General features: G+C 60.7%; 17 protein-coding genes. 13 read left to right on the forward strand and 4 right to left on the reverse strand.

Features of this window, described 5'->3' with window-relative positions:
* Positions 1–49: 49 nt before the first annotated feature.
* Together LGH70_RS09585 and LGH70_RS09590 are read right to left on the reverse strand one after the other, a co-directional pair.
* The gene (locus tag LGH70_RS09585; protein ID WP_226185013.1) at positions 50–2,323 is read right to left on the reverse strand and encodes a TonB-dependent receptor; all 2,274 of its coding nucleotides are present in this window, start codon (positions 2,321–2,323) and stop codon (positions 50–52) included.
* A 77-nt stretch (positions 2,324–2,400) separates the two neighbouring features.
* A complete protein-coding gene (locus LGH70_RS09590; RefSeq protein WP_226185014.1) occupies positions 2,401–2,847 on the reverse strand; it encodes an HYC_CC_PP family protein in 447 nt (148 codons plus the stop codon).
* A gap of 330 nt (positions 2,848–3,177) precedes the next feature.
* Between LGH70_RS09590 and mraZ the strand changes: the two genes are divergently transcribed.
* The 13 genes from mraZ to ftsZ all read left to right on the forward strand — a co-directional run bounded on the left by mraZ (position 3,178) and on the right by ftsZ (position 19,699).
* Positions 3,178–3,654 carry a division/cell wall cluster transcriptional repressor MraZ gene (mraZ, locus tag LGH70_RS09595; protein ID WP_135394020.1) on the forward strand — a complete coding sequence of 159 codons (477 nt, stop codon included), beginning with the start codon at positions 3,178–3,180 and terminating at the stop codon, positions 3,652–3,654.
* Positions 3,651–4,583, forward strand: a complete 933-nt coding sequence (gene rsmH / locus LGH70_RS09600; protein WP_226185015.1) for a 16S rRNA (cytosine(1402)-N(4))-methyltransferase RsmH — start codon at positions 3,651–3,653, stop codon at positions 4,581–4,583. The genes mraZ and rsmH overlap by 4 nt, the downstream gene beginning before the upstream one ends.
* Before the next feature lie 95 nt (positions 4,584–4,678).
* Positions 4,679–5,350: an FtsL-like putative cell division protein gene (locus tag LGH70_RS09605; RefSeq protein WP_226185016.1), complete on the forward strand. Its 672-nt coding sequence runs from the start codon at positions 4,679–4,681 to the stop codon at positions 5,348–5,350.
* Complete coding sequence (locus LGH70_RS09610) at positions 5,334–7,646, forward strand: penicillin-binding protein (protein WP_226185017.1); 2,313 nt, start codon at positions 5,334–5,336, stop codon at positions 7,644–7,646. Before LGH70_RS09605 ends, LGH70_RS09610 begins: the two co-directional genes overlap by 17 nt.
* 90 nt (positions 7,647–7,736) lie before the next feature.
* A complete protein-coding gene (locus LGH70_RS09615; protein WP_431357421.1) occupies positions 7,737–9,224 on the forward strand; it encodes a UDP-N-acetylmuramoyl-L-alanyl-D-glutamate--2,6-diaminopimelate ligase in 1,488 nt (495 codons plus the stop codon).
* Between the two features lie 140 nt (positions 9,225–9,364).
* A complete protein-coding gene (gene mraY / locus LGH70_RS09620) occupies positions 9,365–10,585 on the forward strand; it encodes a phospho-N-acetylmuramoyl-pentapeptide-transferase (protein WP_226185018.1) in 1,221 nt (406 codons plus the stop codon).
* A gap of 36 nt (positions 10,586–10,621) precedes the next feature.
* Positions 10,622–12,001, forward strand: coding sequence for a UDP-N-acetylmuramoyl-L-alanine--D-glutamate ligase (gene murD, locus LGH70_RS09625; protein WP_226185019.1), 1,380 nt, complete (start codon positions 10,622–10,624; stop codon positions 11,999–12,001).
* 83 nt (positions 12,002–12,084) lie between these two features.
* Entirely contained in the window at positions 12,085–13,266 is a 1,182-nt protein-coding gene (locus tag LGH70_RS09630) for an FtsW/RodA/SpoVE family cell cycle protein (RefSeq protein WP_226185020.1), read from the forward strand.
* A gap of 100 nt (positions 13,267–13,366) precedes the next feature.
* Complete coding sequence (gene murG, locus LGH70_RS09635) at positions 13,367–14,479, forward strand: undecaprenyldiphospho-muramoylpentapeptide beta-N-acetylglucosaminyltransferase (RefSeq protein ID WP_226185021.1); 1,113 nt, start codon at positions 13,367–13,369, stop codon at positions 14,477–14,479.
* A complete protein-coding gene (murC, locus tag LGH70_RS09640; RefSeq protein WP_226185022.1) occupies positions 14,476–15,918 on the forward strand; it encodes a UDP-N-acetylmuramate--L-alanine ligase in 1,443 nt (480 codons plus the stop codon). The genes murG and murC overlap by 4 nt, the downstream gene beginning before the upstream one ends.
* Entirely contained in the window at positions 15,902–16,666 is a 765-nt protein-coding gene (locus tag LGH70_RS09645) for a cell division protein FtsQ/DivIB (protein ID WP_226185023.1), read from the forward strand. The genes murC and LGH70_RS09645 overlap by 17 nt, the downstream gene beginning before the upstream one ends.
* 87 nt (positions 16,667–16,753) lie before the next feature.
* Positions 16,754–18,118 carry a cell division protein FtsA gene (gene ftsA, locus LGH70_RS09650; protein WP_226185024.1) on the forward strand — a complete coding sequence of 455 codons (1,365 nt, stop codon included), beginning with the start codon at positions 16,754–16,756 and terminating at the stop codon, positions 18,116–18,118.
* A 90-nt stretch (positions 18,119–18,208) separates the two neighbouring features.
* Complete coding sequence (gene ftsZ, locus LGH70_RS09655) at positions 18,209–19,699, forward strand: cell division protein FtsZ (protein WP_226185025.1); 1,491 nt, start codon at positions 18,209–18,211, stop codon at positions 19,697–19,699.
* Positions 19,700–19,783: 84 nt separating this feature from the next.
* On the opposite strand, the gene LGH70_RS09660 is transcribed toward ftsZ, so the two are convergent.
* A complete protein-coding gene (locus LGH70_RS09660) occupies positions 19,784–19,945 on the reverse strand; it encodes a hypothetical protein (protein WP_226185026.1) in 162 nt (53 codons plus the stop codon).
* A gap of 228 nt (positions 19,946–20,173) precedes the next feature.
* Positions 20,174–21,244 carry a cytochrome-c peroxidase gene (locus tag LGH70_RS09665; protein ID WP_226185027.1) on the reverse strand — a complete coding sequence of 357 codons (1,071 nt, stop codon included), beginning with the start codon at positions 21,242–21,244 and terminating at the stop codon, positions 20,174–20,176.
* Between the last annotated feature and the right edge of the window lie 63 nt (positions 21,245–21,307).

Here is a 21,307-nt window from a genome sequence, read left to right on the forward strand (position 1 = left end):
ATGACAGTGGCCCTGGTAACAAAGAGCCTGCCGGAAGAAGTGCCCACGGCTACTCAAGCGTGAAGCGCAGGCCGGCGTAGGTGAGGCGCCCGTAGGTGGGCCCCCAGATCATGGCCGCGTCGAAGCCGGATGCGAAGGGAGTAGCGGCCCCCGCAATGGCATCGGGCTGGCGGTAGTTGGTCAGGTTCTCGACGCCCACATACACTTCCAGCCGCTTGAAGGCCCGCGTTACCTGGGTGTTGAGCAGGGCGTAGCGCGGGGCGTATCTCAGCGTGAGCGGTGCGGGGTCGGTGCCGTGGCCGGTATGCCCGGGCATGCCCGGGTTGTGCGCCAGGGGCCGTTGGCCAAACCACTGGGCCGTCAGGTCGGCGCGCCACTTGTCAAAGGCCGTGGCGTAGCCGAGGTTGGCAAACAGGCGGTGGCGGGGCGTCAGGGCCTTGGGCAGCAGCTCGCCGCCGTAGGTGGTTTGCACATCCAGGTACTTATATGCCGCCTTGGCTTGCAGGCCTTTCAGCGGCTCCACCTGTACCTCGGTCTGGAAGCTGCGCGAAAAGGAGCGGCCCCCGGCCTCCAGGTTGCTAATTTGCAGCAACATTGGAGCGGTGTAAGCATCGGCTACCACCTGGTTGCGGAACTCAGTGTGGTAGTAGTCGGTAACAAACGTAGCCGGCCGGCCCGCTACCGTGAAATACTGCGTGAAGCTGCCCCCCACGTTCCAGGCGCGCTCGGGCCGTAGGTTGTTGCTGATAACAAAGTCGCGGGAGCTGACCAGCATGCCCGAGTTTTCGGCAATGGGGTTGGCCGTGCGGAAACCCGTGCCAGCGGCCAGACGCAGCACCGTGTTGGCCAGCGCGTCGTATTTCACGTTCAGGCGCGGCGTCAGCACCCAGCCGTAGAGGTTGTGGCGGTCCAGGCGCAGGCCGCCGACCACCGTCAGGTTGCGGGCATTCTGGTAGGTATACTCGGCAAAAGCGCCCGGTACCCGCTCGTAGCGGCGGCGGTTTTCTCCTTGGTGGTGCTGCCCGATGTACAGCTCCTGGTAGTTGTCGTGCAGGTAGCTGGCACCCAGGCGGTAGGTGTGGGCTGTGGTGCCCAGTACGCTCTGGAACAGCAGCGTTGCCAGGCCCGTGCGCTGGGCACCGTCGTAGGTGCGCTTACCGTACCGGGAATCAAACGCGTGGCTGGTGCCGCTGAGCAGCAGGCCCAGGCTCTGGTAGGGGCGGCCGGGCCAGGTATAGGAGGTTTTGGAAAAGCCAGTGTAGCGGTCCGTGGTTAGGGTGGTACCGTAGAAAGCGCCGGGGGCATCCTTGCGGAACCCCGTTTGGCCGCCTTCCCGGGTTTCGCGCAGGGCGCCCACTCCCAGCTCACTCACGATGCCGGTGCCCGACTTGTATTTCCACTTGTTGAACACATTATACTGCGTGGCCAGCGGCAGGTCCATAAAGCCGTCCTTGTTCCGGTCGACGCGGCGGCCGAGGTGGTCGGAGTGCAGCAGCAGGGCCGTGCTGAGCTTTTTGCTGAGCGGCGTGGCCAGATTCAGGTTCAGGTCAAATTTGCCCAGGTCGTTGCCATACGCGTTGAACAGCAGGCGCTCGGCTTTTTCCGGGTCTTTCAGGCGCACGTTTACCTGCCCCGAAATGCTTTCGTAGCCGTTCACCACCGAGCCCATGCCCTTGATGATGTCGATGCCCTCAATCCAGGTGCCCGACAGGTAGCTCAGGCGGTAGGGAGTGGCCAGGCCCCGCAAGGCGGGCTGGTTGTCGACGGTGAGCAGGGAATAGGCCCCATCGAGGCCCAGCAGCTGAATCTGCTTGGCCCCCGACACGGCATCGGTGGTCGACACCTCCACGGCAGCATTGGTTTCGAAGCTCTCGGCCAGGTTGCAGCACGCCGATTTTGTCAGGTCGCGGCTGGTAATCACCTGGGTGTTGGTGGGCGTCAGCGAGGAGTAGGCCGGGGCGCGCTCCTCGATTTTGACCTCGCCCAACTCCACGGACCGGCGCAGGGCTACCCGCAGGAAGGCCCGGTCGGTGGCCGCCACGGCCAGGGTGTCGGCTTTATAGCCGAGGGAATTGATAATCAGGTGGCTGACCTGGCCGCGGGCGGGCCGAACCAGGGTGAATTTGCCGCTGGCATCGGTGGTAGCACTGGAATTAGCGGCTTCCAGCCAGCGCACCACGGCGCCGGGCAATGGGGAACTGCCCGCTGCGTCCATCACCTGGCCCTGCACGGGCGGAATGGCATCGGACTGGGCAAAGGCCACGGCGCTACTGAGCAACAGGCCCAGCACGGCCAAAAAGCGGCGCCCTATGGAAGAGTACATATAGTCTGGTATTAGAATTCTTGCCGGAGAAACAGGGGCAGCTGCCCCGCGCTACGTTGCGCAGCGCCGGAAAAAATCTAAACCCGCCAGGTGCAGACGAAAGCCAGCAGGTGCCGGCCGGCCCGTAGGGGCGGAGAAGAGTCGCTGGCGTGCCAGGCCGTTGCCTGGGCTAGCAGGTGGGAAGGCGCAAACGGTACCCAGCTGGCTACCGGCGGCAGTGCCAAGGTAAAGGAAGGCACCAGGTGCTTGGCCAGGGCATGCGCGGTAGCGTCGAGCTTGTGAAAGTGGGCATCAAACTCGCAGCAGGATTTTTTAAGCTGAGCCTTATCGGAGAGCAGGTGAGAATTCTGCTGAGCTTCGGCAGCCGGCGGGCACTTGTGCTCGGGCGCACTGAAGATGATGCTGGCCGTGCTGCGACCACTGCTGCGGCAGGTATGCGACAGTACCGTGAGTCCCACCGAAGCGGTGAGCACGAGCAGGGCCATAAAGCCGCTGAAGAGCCGGTGGAGCACAGGGCGTTTCACAACGGCAAAGATACGTACGGCGGCTTAGACTACCGTGTACAATGCAGAAGTAGGAAGTACAGTATTCGGTTGATAGTGCTCCGCTTCCCCGGCCCCTGTGCGGGCGGTTTACCCCGTGGGGCACGGGCTGCCATTTTGGCAAAAACGTCTTTTTTTACCACCTCCTTCTTGGGCGGGACAGGTAAAGAGGAAAGAAAAACTGCTTCTGGTAGCTGCAAACGGCAGTTTTGCGTAGTGGTAGAAAATGGTAAATCGTGGTTGCCTTTTCCGGGGCATTGCGTACTTTTGCTATCATCCCATTCCCACGCCTCGTCGGCACTCCTGGCATCTATGAACCTTCTCTCTGGCGAATATGAGTGCAAGCTGGACCCGAAAGGGCGCTTGGTGCTGCCCGCCAAGGTGAAGGGCAACCTGCCGGAAGCCTCCGGCAACCAGCTGGTACTGGTGCGCGGGTTCGAGCCCTGTCTGGTGCTGTACCCGCGCGAATCGTGGCGCGTGATTCACGACAAGGTGATGGCCCTGGATGAGTTCAACGAGGAGTACCGGCAGTTTCAGCGCAACTTCTTCCGCGGAATGACGGAAGTGGAGCTCGACAACATCGGCCGCTTTATGCTGCCGCGCACCATGCTGCGCTACTCCGGCATCGAGAAGGAAGCCATTATCGTGGGCCTGGGCAACCGCTGCGAAATCTGGGACCCCGAGAAATACGACGAGTTCCTGATCAAAGACCAGCAGAGCTTCTCGAAGCTGGCCCAGAAGTTTTTATCCACCGACACACCGCCCGCCAGCGGCCCCCTTGCCGCATGAGCCCCGACTACGACAACGATACCGCCTACCACCGCCCCGTGATGCTGACCGAGTGCCTCGAAGCCCTCGACCTGCGCCCCGACGGCCGCTACGTGGACGTCACCTTTGGGGGCGGGGGCCACTCGGCCCGCATTCTGGAGCGCCTGACCAGCGGCCACCTCTACAGCTTCGACCAGGATGCCGATGCCGAGCAGGAGGCAGCCCAGCTGGCCCGGCCCCAGTTCACTTTTGTGCGGGCCAATTTCCGCGACCTACAGGCCGAGCTGGAGCAGCGCGGCGTGCTGCCCGTCGATGGTCTGCTGGCCGACCTGGGCGTATCCTCGCACCAGTTTGACACGCCCGAGCGGGGCTTCAGCACCCGTTTCGACGGCCCCTTGGATATGCGCATGGACCCCGAAGGCGACCGGACCGCCGGCGACATCGTGAATGAGTACTCCGAGGCCGAGCTGCACCGCATTTTCGGCATGTACGGCGAAGTCACCAACGCCCGCACACTGGCCAACACGCTGGTGACGGCGCGGCGCGGGCAGACTATTCAGACCATTGCGGCCCTGAAAAAGGCCATTCAGCCCTGCACGCCCCGGGGCAAGGAAAACAAGTATCTGGCCCAGGTTTTCCAGGCCCTGCGCATCGAGGTGAACGACGAAATGGCGGCCCTGCAGGAAATGCTGCTGCAAACGGCCCAGGTGCTGCGCCCCGGTGGCCGGCTGGTGGTTATGTCCTATCACTCGCTCGAAGACCGGCTGGTCAAGAACTTCATGGCCAAGGGAAAATTTTTCGGGGAAGCCGAAAAAGACCTGTTTGGTCACACCAACACCCCCTTCGAGGTGCTGACACGCAAACCCGTGGAAGCCACCGCCGAAGAGGTGGCACTGAACAGCCGGGCCCGCTCGGCCAAGCTGCGCATCGCGGTGCGCCGCGACGAGTGAACCTAAAACTGGCCGGATTTTCGCGCCGCGCCGCCGCTTTCGTGCAGTTGATTTTTTAAGCTGATACGCCAACCTCCTTTTCCTCTCCCGAGATTTTGGCTACCAATACCCTCAAACCCGTCGCTAATACGCCGCCCCGCGCCAATGTGCCCCGGGAAGCTGCGCCCGTGCCCGCCGCCGCGGCTCCCGAGCCTGCGCCCCTACCCGAGCCGGAGCCCGCGCCCAAGCCCAAGGCTGCCAAGCGGGAGAAAGCCGCGCCGCGCAGCACCTGGAGCGTGTTTACCCTGCTCGACCGGCTCACCAGCGTCGACAGCATCTTCCGGGAGGGCCTGCCGGTGCAGTACCTGCCGCACGTGCTGTTTATCATGTTCCTGACGCTGGTTTACATCGGCAACACGCACTGGGGCAACCGCATGAACCGCAGCATTCAGAAGCTGAAGCTGGAAACCGAGGATTTGCGGGCCGACTACACCACGCTCAAATCGGACTACATGGAGGCCAGCAAGCAAAGCGAAGTGGCCCGCAAAGTAGCGGCCTACGGACTGGTCGAAAGCTCCTCGCCGCCTTTCCGCATTACGGTGCCCGCCGGTCGCCTCGACGAAGCCGAACTGGATGCCGTGCCCGTTATTGCCGCCGATTCGCTGGCGGCCATGTCGGCGGCCGACTCGACGGCCCTGGTCGATTCGGTGCAGGCCGCCGGTGCCCACTCTGCTACGACTACTCATTCCACCAACTCTTCCCGTCAGAGCCATGAAAGGAAGCGTTAAAAAATCCATTGTTACCCGCGTCCGGCTGGCGTTTTTGGGCGTCTGCCTGTTTTCGGCCGCCATCATGTGGAAGGTGTCGCGCATTCAGTTCAAGGAGGGCGACAAGTGGCGCTCGTTGGAGCAGGAGCGGCGCATCGTATACCAGCCCGTTTTTGCCACCCGCGGCAATATCTACTCCGATAACGAAAGCATTATGGCTACCTCGTTGCCCTTTTTCCGGGTGGCCTGGGACCCCAGCGTGGTGGACGACAAGACGTTCAGCAAGCAGTCGGTGGATTCCTTGTCGCTGCTGCTGTCGCGCTTCTTCGGCGACCGGAGCCCGCAGGAATATCAACGCAAGCTGAAGAATGCCCGGTCGGCCAAAATCCGCTACGTACGGCTGAACTCGCGCCAGATCAACTACCAGGAAAAGAAAATGCTGACCCAGTGGCCTATTTTCCGGGCCGGCAAAAACAAGGGCGGCGTTATTTTCGAGAAAGTAGATAAGCGCTTCCGACCCTTCGGTGGGCTGGCCCAGCGCACCATCGGCTTCCTGAACGAAGACAAAAACGGCGCGGGCCTGGAATTCACTTACAACCGCCACCTGGCCGGCAAAGACGGCGAAGCCCTGTTTGAGCGCCTGCCCGGCGGCAACAAGCCCATCTACGACGGCACGGAAGTGAAGCCCCAGCCCGGCTACGATGTGAAAACCACGCTCGACATCAACCTGCAGGACGTGGCCGAAAATGCGCTGTACAAGTCGCTGGTCGACAACAGTGCCCAGTACGGCTGCGTGATTCTGATGGAAGTGCAGACCGGCGAAATCAAGGCCGTGGCCAACCTGGGCAAAGTAGCCGACGGCGTCTACCGCGAGGATTACAACTACGCCATTGCCGACCAGGGCCGCACCGAGCCGGGCTCGACCTTCAAGCTGGCCTCGATGATGGCCCTGCTGGAAGACAACAAGGACTTGTCGCTCGACGACACGGTAAACACCGGCCGCACCGGCTCGATGCGCATTGCCGGAGCCGTAAAGACCGATACCCACGCCTACGGGCGCCTGTCGGTGAAGCAGGTAATTGAGAATTCCTCCAACATCGGGGTAGCCAAGCTCATCAACGACCATTTCTCGGCCAACCCCAACAAGTACACCGACTACCTCAAGCAGTTTGGGCTTGACAAGCCGCTGGGTTTCCAGATGGCTGGGGAGGCCCGGCCCTATATCAAGGACCCCACGGACCGGTCGTGGAGCCGCACCTCGCTTAGCACCATGTGCATTGGCTACGAGCTGAAGCTGGCTCCGCTCCAGACCCTGGCCTTCTACAACGCCATTGCCAACAATGGCGTGAAGGTGCAGCCCATGATTGTAAAAGAAATCAAGCAGGCCGACAAGGTGCTGGAGCGCTTCGAAACCAAGGTGCTGATTCCCAAAATCTGCTCGGATGAAACACTTGTTAAGCTGCGTGCCATGCTGGAAGGCGTGGTGCTGAACGGTACGGCCCGCGCGATTAAGACCCCGGACTTCTCCATTGCGGGCAAAACTGGCACGGCCTGGAAGTTCAAGAACGGTCAGTATACCAAGCAGTACTCCACCAGCTTCTGCGGCTATTTCCCGGCCGATAACCCCAAGTACAGCTGCATCGTGGTGGTCGACTCCCCCAAGGGCGCCAACTGGTCGGGAGCCCAGGTAGCGGCCCCGATTTTCCGGGAAGTAGCCGACAAAGCCATGGCCCGCGACATGGCCAGCCAGCGCCCCTTACTGGCCCGGGCCCCGGCCAACAAGTCGAAAGTGCCCTACGTGCGGGCTGGCTTGCAGGACGAGCTGACGATGGTGTGCCAGAAGCTGGGCGTGAGCAACCATTCCCAGGCTTCGGGCGACGACTGGGTGCGGGCCAACCGTGCCGACTCCAACGTGAATGCCGTGGACTGGAAGCCGGTGGCCGTGCGCCCCGGCCGCGTGCCCGACGTAACCGGCCTGACGCTGCGCGACGCGCTGTTTCTGCTTGAAAACCGCGGCTTGCGGGTGAAGGCCCTGGGCACCGGCCGCGTGCGGCAGCAGTCCATAGCGCCGGGCAGCGGCATCCGGCGCGGCACCGTCGTGACGCTGGCCCTGGAGCCGATTGGCACCAAATCGTCGGATGCGCCCAAGGCCCTGCCAGCCCCGGCGCCCACCCAACTCACCGAAAACAAGCTGATTACGGCCGTTGACCTGGACGAAGCCAAGCGCATTAGGGTCCTTAAGGCCAAGCGCCTGGCCCAGCAGCGACTTACGCAGCAGGCCGCCAAACGAGCCGAGGCAGCCAAACCCAAAGCTTAGAATCCCGTACGGGTTGCCTTCTCAAGCAGCCGCGGTAAAAACCAGAGTTGAACACCCCGATAAAGACGGTTTTCCAGCCGTTCCCTGTCCTTGACTACTGCCGATAACCTTTCGCATCCGCTTTCTGCCCTGCTCACAAGCGTAGCCGTGCGCACCCAGACCGGCCCCGCCGACGTGGTCGTGCGCGGCCTTACCCTGGATTCGCGCCAGGCCCAGGCCGGCACCGTGTTCTTCGCCCTGCGCGGCGCCCTCACCGACGGCCACCAGTTTATTGCCAAAGCCGTGGAGCAAGGCGCCTCAGTAGTCGTGTGCGAAGATTTGCCCGCTGAAACTGCTGCTGCCACCACCTACGTGCAGGTGGCCGACAGTGCCGAGGCCATGGCCCACATGGCCGCCGCTTTCTACGGGCATCCGTCGCGGCAGCTGAAGCTGGTGGGCGTGACGGGCACCAACGGCAAAACCACCTGCGCCACGGCCCTGCACAACCTGTTCCGGGAGCTGGGCTACCACGTAGGGCTGCTGAGCACGGTGCAGAACCAGATTGACGAACAGGTTATTCCGGCCACGCACACCACGCCCGACGCCATTCGGCTGAACGAGCTACTGGCCCGCATGGTAGCGGCCAGCTGCACCCACGTATTCATGGAGGTCAGCTCCCACGCCGTGGTGCAGCACCGCACTACGGCCCTGGAGTTTGCCGGCGGCATCTTTACCAACCTGACTCACGACCACCTCGACTACCACGGCACCTTCGACCACTACCTGAAGGCCAAAAAGGGCTTTTTCGACGGCTTGGGCAAAAAGGCATTTGCCCTGACCAACGCCGATGACAAGCGCGGCGGCGTGATGCTGCAGAACACCGCGGCCCGGCGCGAAACCTACTCCCTGCGCGGCCCCGCCACCTTCCGGGCCCGCCTGATTGAAAACGCCGTGCACGGCCTGCACCTCGACATCGATGGGCGCGACGTGCAGTTTCGGCTGATTGGCGTTTTTAATGCCTACAACCTGCTGGCCGTGTATGGGGCGGCGGTGCTGCTGGGCGAGGAGCCGACGGAAGTGCTGACGGTACTCTCGGGCCTGACGCCGGCCGCCGGCCGCTTCGAAACCATCGTGGCCGAGAAAACGCGCATCACCGGCATCGTGGACTTTGCCCACTCGCCCGACGCGCTGGAAAACGTGCTGTCCACCATTGCCGATATTCGCCAGCCCAGCCAGCAGATTATTACGGTAGTGGGCTGCGGCGGTAACCGCGACGCGGGTAAGCGCCCGATTATGGCCAACCTGGCCTGCAAAGGCTCGACGCGGGTGGTGCTGACTTCCGACAACCCCCGCTTCGAGGACCCCAACGACATTCTGGCCCAGATGCAGGCCGGCGTGCAAGTAGCGGACCTGGGTAAAGTCCTGACCATTGCCGACCGGCGCGAAGCCATTAAAACGGCCGTGGCCCTGGCCCAGCCCGGCGACATTCTGCTGGTGGCCGGCAAGGGCCACGAAACCTACCAGGACGTGCAGGGCGTCAAGAGCGACTTCGATGACCGGAAAGTGCTGCGGGAAATGTTTGACCTGCTGGGAAAGTGAAAAAAGAAGCGCCCACCGCAAAGCCCTAATCGGCCGACTACTAGAAAATCTGCAAAAACGCAACAGTTGTCCAACCCCAAAAAAGCCAAACCTTTGCAGCTTGGAATAACTCCACCTAAGACCTGCTGACCCCCGCGCCAATGCTTTATTACCTGTTTGACTTTCTCGATAAGCACTACAACCTGCCAGGCGCGGGCGTTTTCCAGTTTATTTCGTTTCGGGCGGCCATGGCCGTCATTACCTCCCTCATCATTGCCCAGCTGTTTGGCGCCCGCCTGATTCGGGTGCTGCAGAAAAAGCAGGTCGGGGAGAGCATCCGGGATTTGGGTCTGGAAGGGCAGATGGCCAAAAAAGGCACGCCCACGATGGGTGGCCTCATCATTCTGCTGGCCATTCTGGTGCCGGTGCTGCTGTTTGCCAAGCTCGACAACATCTACATCGTGCTTATGCTGCTGAGCACCGTGTGGCTCGGGCTAATTGGCTTTCTGGACGACTATATTAAGGTGTTCCAGAAAAATAAGGAGGGCCTCAGCGGGCGTTTCAAGGTGCTGGGCCAGATTGGCCTGGGCATTACGGTGGGCTGGGTGCTGTTTTTCAGCCAGGACGTGACCGTGCGCCAGTACCTGCTGCCCAACGGCCAGCTTTCGGCCGTGGACGCCAGCACCGTGTACCAGGACGTGAAGCTGATGATTACGACCATTCCCTTCGCCAAAAACAACGAGTTGAACTACGGCAACCTGTTTGCCTACGCCGGCCCGTTCTTCAACGGCCTCTACAGCTTCCTCTACATCCCGATTGTGATTCTGATTATCACGGCGGTGAGCAATGGGGCCAACATCACCGACGGCCTCGACGGGCTGGCGGCCGGTACCTCGGCCATCATCGGTGTCACGCTGGCTATTCTGGCTTTCGTGAGCGGCAACGCCCTGCTGGCCGATTACCTGGACATTATGTTCATTCCCAACTCCGGGGAGCTGGTAATATTCTGTACCGCCTTCGTGGGGGCCTGCGTGGGTTTTCTGTGGTACAACAGCTATCCGGCCCAGGTTTTCATGGGCGACACCGGCTCGTTGGCCATTGGCGGCATCATTGCCGTGCTGGCCCTCATCATCCGCAAGGAGCTGCTGATTCCGGTGCTCTGCGGCGTGTTCCTGATTGAAAACCTGTCGGTAATGGTGCAGGTGGGCTGGTTTAAGTACACCAAGCGCAAGTACGGCGAGGGCCGCCGCCTGCTGCGCATGTCGCCCTTGCACCACCACTACCAGAAGCTGGGCTACCACGAGTCCAAAATCGTGTCGCGCTTCTGGATCATTGGCATTATGCTAGCCATTTTCACCCTGGTTACGCTCAAGCTGCGCTAATCATCCTGTTCAGAACTCAGTAGTTTTTCCTTCTACATGAAAATCGTCATTCTCGGAGCTGCGGAAAGTGGAGTAGGGGCCGCCCTGCTGGCCCAGGCCAAAGGCCACACCGTATTCGTGTCGGATAAAAGCCCCATTCAGCCTGTCTATAAGCAGAAGCTGACGGCGGCCGGCATCCGCTTTGAGGAAGGCATGCACACGCTGGAGGAGATTCTGACGGCCGATGAGGTAGTGAAAAGCCCCGGCATCCCGGAAAAAGCCCCGGTGATTCAGGCTCTGCGCGAGAAGAAGATTCCGGTTATTTCCGAAATCGAGCTGGCCGGGCGCTACACCCAGGCGAGGTGCATCTGCATCACGGGTACCAACGGCAAAACCACCACCACGCTGCTCACCTACCACCTGCTGAAGGAAGCGGGCCTCAGCGTGGGCCTGGCCGGTAACGTGGGCTACAGCCTCGCCGAACAGGTCATTGCCGACGAGCACGACTACTACGTGGTGGAGCTGAGCAGCTTTCAGCTCGACGATACCTACGACTTCCGGGCCTGGGTGGCCGTGCTGCTTAATATCACCCCCGACCACCTCGACCGCTACGACTACTCACTGGAAAAGTACGCCCATGCCAAGCTGCGCATCACCCGCAACATGGACAGCAGCGGCTTCTTCATCTATAATGCCGACGATGAAGTAATCCAGCAGGAGTTTGCCTCGGTTTTCAGTCAGACCAATCTGCTGCCCTTCAGCCTGCACCACCGCCCCGATTATCAGCTGGCGGGCTACTACACTAGCGAAACCCGGCTCTGCACGAATCTGGCGCCGGGCCTGAACGAGCAGCCCGAAGAAATCAGCACGGCCGGCTCGCCCCTTATCGGGCAGCACAACCGCCAGAACACGCTGGCTGCCGTGCTCTGCGCCCGGGTAGCCGGCCTGAACGAGCAGCAGATTGAAGCCGGCCTGGCCACATTCCGCAACGCCGACCACCGCCTGCAGCCCGTAGGCGAAATAGGCGGCGCCCGGTTTATCAACGACTCGAAAGCCACCAACGTGGAAGCCGCCTGGTTTGCCCTCGACGGCCTGCAGCAGCCCATCATCTGGATTGCGGGCGGCACCGACAAGGGCAACGACTACAGCAGCCTGTTGCCCCTGGCCCAGGCCAAGGTGAAAGCCCTGATTTGCCTGGGTGTGGATAATGAGAAGCTTAAAGCCAGCTTTGGCAGCATTGTGCCCCACCTGGAGGAAACCCAAAGTATGGCCGAGGCCGTGCGCCGCGGGGCCGAGCTGGCCGCCCCCGGCGACGTGGTGCTGCTCTCGCCCTGCTGCGCCTCGTTTGACCTGTTCAAAAACTACGAGGACCGCGGCCGGCAGTTTACGGCAGCAGTTGCCGATTTAGGTAATGGAGGAATGCGGGTGGGAGGGTAGGCGTTTGCCTTTCTCCTCACCCAATCATACCGCTATTTCCTGCCCTTGTACCCACCTACCCTCTCACCCTCAGAACCAATCTTATGGATCCGATAAAAATCTGGCTGCAGCGGAATCTGAAAGGTGACCCGATTTTGTGGGCCATTGTAATTCTGTTCTCGCTTATCAGCATTGCGGTAGTGTACTCGGCTACGGGCACGCTGGCCTACAAGAAGATGAGCGGCAACACCGAGTACTTCCTTTTCAAGCACACCAGCCTGATTGTAGTGGGCCTGGGCTTTATGTGGCTGGCTCACCGCATCGACTACCGCTACTACTCGCGCCTGTCGCTCTACGGGCTGCTGCTGTCGGTGCCGCTGATGCTATTTGCCTACCTGATGGGCGGCGAAGTAAACGGGGCTTCCCGCTGGATGACGATTCCGGTGATTAACCAGACGTTTCAGCCCTCCGACCTGGCCAAGCTGGCGCTGATTTCGCACGTGGCGTCCATGCTCAGCCGCCGCCAGCAAAACGTGCAGGACTTCAAAACCACGCTGTTGCCCGTAATGCTCTGGGTGGGTTTGATCTGCGGCATCATCATCAAAAGTAACGCCTCCACGGCCCTGCTACTGTTTGGCACCTGCCTGCTGCTGATGTTCATCGGCCGCGTGCCGCTCAAGCAGATGATTGTGATGGTAGCCATTGGCGTGGTGGTGGGCGGCATCGGCCTTTCCACCGGCCAGCGCTTCAAAACCGTGCAGTCGCGCCTGGAAAGCTTCTTTGATAAGACCAAGCCGGTGCCGTTTCAGCTCGAGCACAGCTACATAGCCATTGCCACGGGCGGCATCACGGGCAAGGGACCCGGGCAAAGCACTGAGCGCAACATTCTGCCTCACCCGTATTCCGACTTTATCTACGCCGTTATCATCGAAGAATACGGCTTCGCCGGCGGGGCCTTCGTGCTGTTTCTCTACCTGGCCTTCCTGTATCGAGGGCTGAAAACGGTGATGAACAGCTACGGGGCCTTCGGCGGCTTGCTTTCAGCCGGTTTGTCCTTCAGTCTGGTGCTGCAGGCCATGGTGAATATGGGCGTAGCCGTGGGGCTGGGCCCGATTACCGGTCTGCCGCTGCCGCTGCTGAGCATGGGCGGCACCTCCCTGATTTTTACCGGTATCAGCATCGGGATTATCCTGAGCGTGAGCCGCGGGGAGCGGGAAATCCGCCCCATGACCGGGGAGCCGGAAGACACCGTGCGTATTCCCAGCAAACGGGCCTCGTACGCCTAAAGGGCGCGAGAAGCAGTAAACAATCTAACCAACGGTCAAACGAGGGGCGCTTCCGGATATGGAGTGCCGTAAAGGGCCGCAAATACAAGCATTACACCCAGTGGCAGTTCACACTCATCCGCTTCGCATCATCATCTCCGGTGGAGGCACGGGCGGACATATATTTCCGGCGGTGGCCATTGCCAACGAGTTGCGGCAGCGTCATCCCGACGCCGAAATCCTGTTTGTGGGTGCCAATGGCCGTATGGAAATGACCCGGGTGCCCGAGGCTGGCTACCAGATTGTGGGCCTCGATATTGCCGGCCTGCAGCGCCGCCTCACGCCCCAGAATCTGCTGTTTCCGGTGAAGGTATTCCGCTCGGTGCGCAAGGCCGGCAAGCTGCTGCAGGACTTCAAGCCCGATGCCGTAGTGGGCGTGGGCGGCTACGCCTCAGCCCCGGTGCTGCTGGCGGCCACTTCCCGCAATATTCCCGCCCTGATTCAGGAGCAGAACTCCTACGCGGGCCTGGTCAACAAGCTGCTCAGCCGCCGCGTCGACCGGATTTGCGTGGCTTACGACGGAATGGAAAAGTTCTTCCCCGCCGACAAGCTCGTGCTGACCGGCAACCCCGTGCGCACCGAAATTTCCAGCGGCAGCCGCGCCGAAGCCCTGCAGTTCTTTGGCCTCTCGCCCGAGAAAAAGACCTTGCTGGTTATTGGCGGCAGCCTGGGTGCCCGCACCCTGAACGAAGCCACGGCCGCCGCCTTGGGCCGCCTGCAAGAAGCCGGAATTCAGCTGCTCTGGCAAACCGGTAAGCTGTATTACCCCACCGCCGCCGGGCAGGCCGCCCCCTTTGCCGCCGATAAGCTCCAGGCCCTGGAATTCGTGCAGCGCATGGACTTAGCCTACGCCGCGGCCGATGTGGTCGTCAGCCGGGCCGGCGCCTTGTCGGTGTCCGAACTGTGCCTGACCGGGAAGCCCAGCGTGCTGGTGCCCTCGCCCAACGTGGCCGAAGACCACCAGACCAAAAACGCTATGGCCTTGGTCAATAAGGATGCGGCCCTGCTGGTCGCCGATGCGGAGGCCGCCGCCAAGCTCTACGACACGGCCCTGAGCCTGCTCCACGACCCGGCCCGTCAGCTGCAGCTGAGCCGCAACGTGAGCCAGCTGGCTTATCCGCACGCCACCGAAACTATTGTGGATGAACTCTTAGCCCTTATTGCCCGCGCATGAATCCCGTAGCCGCATTTCCGAACGTCTATTTTCTGGGTATTGGGGGCATTGGCATGTCGGCCCTGGCGCGCTGGTTTCAGGCCAACGGCCACCGCGTGAGCGGCTACGACAAAACCGTGACGCCCCTGACCGAAGCCCTGGCCGCCGAAGGAATCCGGGTGCACTACGACGATGCCGTGGAAAGCATTCCGGCCGAAGTGCGCGAAAACCGCGCCCAGACGCTTGTTGTGCTCACGCCCGCCATTCCCAAAGACCACCGGGAATGGGCCTGGCTGCGCGAGCAGGGCTACGACATCCGTAAGCGCAGCCAGGTGCTGGGTTTGCTCACGGCGGGCCACTACACCATTGCCGTAGCCGGCACCCACGGCAAAACCACCACCAGCAGCATGGTGGCCCATCTGCTGCACCACGCCGACGTACCCTGCGCCGCCTTCCTGGGCGGTATCAGTGTGAACCTGGGCTCGAACCTACTCTTGCCGCCAACAACCAACAACCAACAACCAACAACAAGCAACCTACCAGTCGTGGTCGAGGCCGATGAGTACGACCGAAGCTTCCTGACCCTGCACCCCGATATTGCCATCGTTACCAGCACTGATGCCGACCACCTCGACATCTATGGCAATAAGGAGGCCCTGGTGGAGTCGTTCCGGCAGTTCGTGGCCCAGATCAAGCCCGGCGGCACGCTCATTCTCAATCACACCGCCGACCAGAGCATTACCGAATCGGTAGCCGAAGGCGTGCAGGTGATTCGCTACGGTCTCTCGCCCGAGCAGGGCCCTGAGCTGTACGCCGACCAGATTACGGCCCAGGGCCACCGCTTCCGCTTCGATTTGCACGGCCCGCTCGGCGACGTGCGAAACCTGGAGCTGGCCGTGCCCGGCTACCACAACGTGGAAAACATGCTGGCCGCCTGCGTGGTTGCTCAGCTACAACACGTGGGGGAGGAGCAGTTGAAAAGTGCAGTGGCAGCGTATCGGGGCGTAAAACGCCGGTTTGAGTTCATCGTCACTAAGGGTGAGAAAGTGTACGTGGACGACTACGCCCACCACCCGCGTGAAATAGATGCCTTCCTTCGTTCGTTACGGGCCCTGTACCCCGGCAAACGGCTCCGCGTGGTGTTTCAGCCCCACCTCTTTACCCGCACCCGCGACTTTGCCCCCGGCTTTGCCGAAAGCCTGAGCCTGGCCGATGAAGTAGTAATGCTCGACATTTACCCGGCCCGGGAGCTGCCACTGGCCGGCGTAACCTCCGAATTGATTTTGTCCCAAATAACGGCTCCGCAAAAGTCGTTGCAAACCAAGGAACAAGTGCTGGCTGCGGCCGAATCAGACGATACTTTCGACGTATTAGCCACCGTCGGCGCTGGAGATATTGACCAGCTTGTTCCTCGGCTAAGGAATATTTTAGATATTCGCTGGAATGGAGTTGAAGCGTAAAGCCAATAACCTGATTTTCGCCACCGGGTGCCTCGTGCTGCTCTCGGGGCTGGCCGTGTTTGCCGGAGTCCGGCAAGCCAGCCGCCCCGTGGGCGACGTCATCGTGACCATCGGCAATGAATTCAACAACTATTTCATCAGTGAGCGGGAAGTCACGGCGTTGCTGACCCGCAATGGCAACCAGCGCCTGGAAGGAGCCCACCCCGAGGATCTTGACCTTAAAGCTCTGGAAGCCCGCCTGAAAGCCCACAGCTTCGTGCGGGAAGCCCAGGTATACCGCGACCTGGCCGGCAACCTGCACGCCGACGTACGCCAAAACCGCCCGATTGCCCGCCTCGTACACGCCGATACCCGCCAGGACAGCTACCTCGACGCCGAGGGCAAGAAACTGCCCTTGTCGTCGTTGTTTACCGCCCGCGTGGTGCCCATTTCCCGACTGGGGGGCGGGGCGTTACAAGCTGGCTTTTTCCAAGATTCCACCGGGCGTCAATACCTCGAGTTTTTGCGCTATATTGATGAGCATCCCTTCTGGCGGGCGCAGGTAGCGGAGGTATTTATTGGCCCCAATGGCAAGGTTTCCTTCACGCAACAAGTAGGCGACCAACGAATAGAATTTGGCTTTCCGGAGAATATTTCGGAAAAATTTGCGAAACTGATGGTATTTTACCGTCAAATTCCTCCGGTCTTGGGCTGGGACACGTACCACCGCGTCAACGTTGAGTTCAAAGACCAAATCATTTGTGAGTAACGAAACCTTGCGTAAACGCCCAAAAACGGCGTTTTTTGCATCAGAAATTCATAGCACCAACCGCACCCCACTCGTCCTTCCTTCCTCATGCAAAACGATAAGATTGTAGTCGGCCTCGACATCGGTACCACCAAAATCTGCGCGCTGGTAGGGCGCAAAAACGAATTTGGCAAACTCGAAATCCTGGGCATGGGTAAAGCTGTGTCGGAGGGAGTCGTGCGCGGTATCGTGTCGAATATCGACAAGACGGTGGATGCTATCCGGAAAGCCATTCGGCAAGCCGAAGAACAGTCTGGAATCAATATTGGCGTCGTGAACGTGGGTATCGCCGGCCAGCACATCAAGAGCCTGCAGCACAACGGCAGCATCACCCGCAATTCCGCCGAAACTGAAATCACCGTGGACGACGTGAATCGTCTCACCAACGATATGTACCGCCTGGTGACCCCACCCGGCTCCGAAATCATCCACGTAATGCCCCAGGACTACAAGGTGGATTATGAGGAGGGCATCATGGACCCCGTGGGCATGTCGGGCGTGCGTCTGGAAGGCAACTTCCACATCATCACGGCCCAGAGCACGGCCATCAACAACATTAACAAGTGCGTCACCAAGGCCGGCCTGGAAATCGACAACCTGATTCTCGAGCCCCTGGCGTCGAGCATGTCGGTGCTGTCGGATGAGGAGAAAGAAGCCGGCGTCGCCCTGATTGACATCGGGGGCGGCACTACCGATTTGGCCATTTTCAAGGATGGTATTATTCGGCATGCCGCGGTGTTGCCCTTCGGCGGCAACATCGTGACCAGCGACATCAAGCAGGGCTGCGCTGTAATGCAGAACCAGGCCGAGCAGCTGAAGGTGAAGTTCGGCAAAGCCATTGCTGAGGAAGCTTCCGATTACGAAATCGTGAGCATCCCCGGCCTGCGCGACCGGGCCCCCAAGGAAATTTCCCTCAAGAACCTGGCTCACATCATCGAGGCCCGGATGGAGGAAATCATCGAGCTGGTGTATGCCGAGATTCAGCGCACGGGCCACGGCGACAAGCTGGCGGCCGGCATCGTGCTGACCGGCGGCGGCTCCCAGCTCCAGAACCTGGTGCAACTCACCGAGTACGTTACGGGCCTCGATACCCGCATTGGCTACCCCAACGAGCACCTGGGCAAAAGCAAGATTGAGGCGGTTAAGTCGCCGATGTATGCTACCACCGTGGGCCTGGTGCTGGCCGGCTACCGCTCAATTGACGAGCGGGTAAGCCGTCCGTATGAGGAAGAGGAGCAGACCTACCGTCCAGCGCCTGAGGTGCGCGCGGCCGCTCCGGTAGTGCCCCAACCAGCCGCTCCGGCCCAGCCGGCAGCTCCGAAAAAGACTTCCGGGGCTGGCAAATTCTTCCAGGACATTATCAGCCGCACGAAAGGACTGCTGATTGATGATTTCGACGACAAGCAGTACTAGCCGATTGATGTCTGAAAGGGCGGCGGAACTTTACAGGATACGTTCTTCCTTTTTCGAAGCCAACGCCCAAGACCCACCTACTCTGAACTCATGTATAAATTTGATATTCCAGCGCAATCCAACTCCATCATCAAGGTGATTGGTGTCGGTGGGGGCGGTTCCAACGCCGTGAACCACATGTTCAGCCAAGGCATCAAGGACGTGGAATTCGTGATTTGCAACACGGACAAGCAGGCGCTGCACAGCAGCACCGTGCCCAACAAGCTGCAGATTGGCGTGGACCTGACCGAGGGCCTCGGGGCCGGTGCCAACCCCGAGCGGGGCAAGCAGGCGGCCATCGAGAGCCGGGAGCAAATCCGGGAGTTGCTCAGCAACGGTACCAAGATGGTATTTATCACGGCCGGTATGGGCGGTGGTACGGGCACCGGCGCGGCCCCGGTTATTGCCAAAGTAGCCAAGGAGCTGGGCATTCTGACTGTGGGTATCGTAACGGCTCCATTCCTGTTTGAGGGCAAGAAAAAGCGTCAGCAAGCCGAACAGGGCATTAAGGAGCTCAGCGACAACTGCGACACGGTGCTGGTAATTCTTAACGATAAGCTGCGCGAAATCTTCGGCAACCTGCCGATTCGGGCCGCCTTCGCCAAAGCGGATAACGTGCTGAGCACGGCCGCCAAGTCTATTGCCGAAATCATCACGGTTACGAGCGAAGTCAACGTGGACTTTGAAGACGTGAAAACGGTGATGAAAGACTCGGGCGCGGCCGTAATGGGCTCGAGCATCACTGAAGGGGAAAACCGGGCCCGTCGTTCGGCGGAAGAGGCATTGTCGTCGCCGCTGCTGAACAACACCGACATTCACGGGGCGCAGAAAATTCTGCTTTCCATCATGTCGGGCGACCAGGCCGAGCTGGAAATGGACGAGCTGACCGAAATTACGGAGTACATCCAGAACAAAGCCGGTCAGGACGCTGAGGTTATCTTCGGTCACGGCATCGACTCGACGCTGGGTCAGAGCATCCGCGTGACGGTTATTGCCACTGGCTTTGCCCGCGACGCGCACAACATCAGCATGGCGTACGGCGTGGACAAGAACGAGCCCGAACCAGCGCCAGCGCCCGACCCGCAGATCAACATCTTTGATAAGGACCGGCAGGAAGCACCCGCTCCCTCTTTCGTGCCCACGTTTGCCACGCCGGCCCCGGTAGCGGCGGCTCCCGAGCCACCCAAGGTTACCTTCGATCTGGAAACGTCGCCCTACACGGGCTACGTGCCGCCGGTAGCTGCACCGTCGACGCCTGCCCCCGAGCCCGTCGTAATTCATCAGCCGGCCCCCGTACAGCAGCCGCCCCGCCCGTCGCTGGATGCCCGGGCCGAAGAGCGCCGTCGGCGGTTGGAAGGCCTCAGCAACGGGCTGACCACTGATGCCATCAAGGACCAGCTAGAAACGCCCGCCTATCTGCGGCGGCAGGTGAAGCTGGAGAATGTGGTGCCCTCCAATGAGCGCAACATCTCGCGCTTCAACCTATCGGATGACAACGAATTACTCGGCGACAACCGGTTCCTGCACGACAACGTGGATTAGTTGTAACAGAAGCACTTAATACAAAAACGCCGTTCAGATGCATCTGAACGGCGTTTTTGTTGGCGGTAGTTCAAGCCTGGGCAGTTACTCGGCTGTCGCGGTGGAGGTGGAGTCTGGAAGGGTAGCATTCAGTGGGTCGGCTGCTTCGCGGTCGGGCGACAAAGGCCGGTGAGAGGCTGTCGGCGAAGAGGTAGCAGTACAGGCCGAGCACAGGGCCAGCAAGGCAATAAGCAATTTGCTTTTCATGGGTTTAGGAGAGTGAACTGCCCGTGGGGCAGCAGATAGAGCACGGCTGCACGGTAGCGTGCGTGGTAGTGCCCGGCGGCTAATACGGCTTGAGCGTCAGGAAGTTTGTTAATCCGAAAGTTAATGTTGGCTACCCGTGGCCCATACAGGAACTGGCTGAAGCAGTAAAACCGCCGAAGCGTCCCGGGGGAAGCCAGCTAAGGCCTGCCTGCCCGGGCAAATACAGCGCTAGGGCTTGAAAGGGTCGGAGAAGCGCTTGTCCTGAATGAACGCGGAATCGGTCAGGGTGAGCAGGAAGGCGACGACCTGCTTTTGCTGACTGGCGGTCAGGCTGAGCTGGGGGCTGTTACGCTTGTTAGTGGTCGTCAGGAGGTTAATATCCAGGTTGGGGCTGTCCTTGGCGACATGGTCGCTGTAGTGGTCAAGCACTTCTTCCAGGGTCTGGAAACGGCCGTCGTGCATGTAGGGCGCCGTGAGAGCAATATTGCGCAGGGTGGGGGCCCGGAACTTGCCCCGGTCCGACTCCAAGCCGGTAACGCCGAAGCGCCCCTGGTCCTTAAGCTTAGCATCGAGGCCGTTGTTGAAGAAGCTGCTGGACGCTCCGCGGGTGTAGTCGGTGGACGTAAACAACAGGTTGCCCTCGTTGTGACAGTGCATGCAGTCGGCCCCGGTTACGGGAATTGTAGGGTCGGGGTGGGTGACGAAAAGCACTTTGCCGGCTAGTTCCTGGCTGCTGAGCTGGCCTTCCCCACGCACGTATTTGTCGTAGCGGGAGTTGGCGGAAATCAGCGTGCGCTCGAACTGCGCCAGGGCTTTCAGCACATTTTCCTCCGTTACGGCCGACGACCCAAACGCCTTACGGAACAGGGGCGGATACAGGTCGGTCTGCTGCAGCTTCGCGGCCCCGATGGCCAGGCTCTGGTGCAGCTCCGAGGGGTTTTCAATCGGCTTGCGGGCCTGGGTTTCGAGGCTAGTGGCCGCGCCGTCCCAGTTCAGAGCCGGCTCCCAGAGGATGTTGGCCAAGGACATCGTGCCGCGCGGATTAACGGCGCCATCCACCCCCAGCGCCAGCGCCCGGCCGTCGGTGAAAGCCTTGCTTTGCTGGTGGCAGCTGCCGCACGACAGGGTGTTATTGCGGGAAAGCCGGGGCTCATAAAAAAGCATGCGGCCCAGGGCCACACCTTCCTGGGTAAGCGGGTTGGAGGCCGGAATCTTGACATCCTGAGGAAAGCCCTTCGGCAGCACCAGCTGGTAGGGCGTCGCCGTAGCAGGCTCCTCCGTTGTTACGTCCGGAACCAACTTGTCAGTTGACTTACAGGATGTTAGACAGATCAGAAAGGCAACCGAGGTCAACAATCGGAA

The organism is Hymenobacter nitidus (genome assembly GCF_020447315.1).
Classification (GTDB): domain Bacteria; phylum Bacteroidota; class Bacteroidia; order Cytophagales; family Hymenobacteraceae; genus Hymenobacter; species Hymenobacter nitidus.

What these genes read in the sequence shown, in the direction of transcription:
- LGH70_RS09585 (WP_226185013.1), bottom strand. Translation starts at nt 2,323, where the DNA reads ATGTACTCTTCCATAGGGCGCCGCTTTTTGGCCGTGCTGGGCCTGTTG.
- LGH70_RS09630 (WP_226185020.1), top strand. Translation starts at nt 12,085, where the DNA reads ATGGATCCGATAAAAATCTGGCTGCAGCGGAATCTGAAAGGTGACCCG.
- ftsZ (WP_226185025.1), top strand. Translation starts at nt 18,209, where the DNA reads ATGTATAAATTTGATATTCCAGCGCAATCCAACTCCATCATCAAGGTG.
- LGH70_RS09660 (WP_226185026.1), bottom strand. Translation starts at nt 19,945, where the DNA reads ATGAAAAGCAAATTGCTTATTGCCTTGCTGGCCCTGTGCTCGGCCTGT.
- LGH70_RS09645 (WP_226185023.1), top strand. Translation starts at nt 15,902, where the DNA reads ATGGAGTTGAAGCGTAAAGCCAATAACCTGATTTTCGCCACCGGGTGC.
- murD (WP_226185019.1), top strand. Translation starts at nt 10,622, where the DNA reads ATGAAAATCGTCATTCTCGGAGCTGCGGAAAGTGGAGTAGGGGCCGCC.
- rsmH (WP_226185015.1), top strand. Translation starts at nt 3,651, where the DNA reads ATGAGCCCCGACTACGACAACGATACCGCCTACCACCGCCCCGTGATG.
- ftsA (WP_226185024.1), top strand. Translation starts at nt 16,754, where the DNA reads ATGCAAAACGATAAGATTGTAGTCGGCCTCGACATCGGTACCACCAAA.
- mraZ (WP_135394020.1), top strand. Translation starts at nt 3,178, where the DNA reads ATGAACCTTCTCTCTGGCGAATATGAGTGCAAGCTGGACCCGAAAGGG.
- murC (WP_226185022.1), top strand. Translation starts at nt 14,476, where the DNA reads ATGAATCCCGTAGCCGCATTTCCGAACGTCTATTTTCTGGGTATTGGG.
- LGH70_RS09610 (WP_226185017.1), top strand. Translation starts at nt 5,334, where the DNA reads ATGAAAGGAAGCGTTAAAAAATCCATTGTTACCCGCGTCCGGCTGGCG.
- mraY (WP_226185018.1), top strand. Translation starts at nt 9,365, where the DNA reads ATGCTTTATTACCTGTTTGACTTTCTCGATAAGCACTACAACCTGCCA.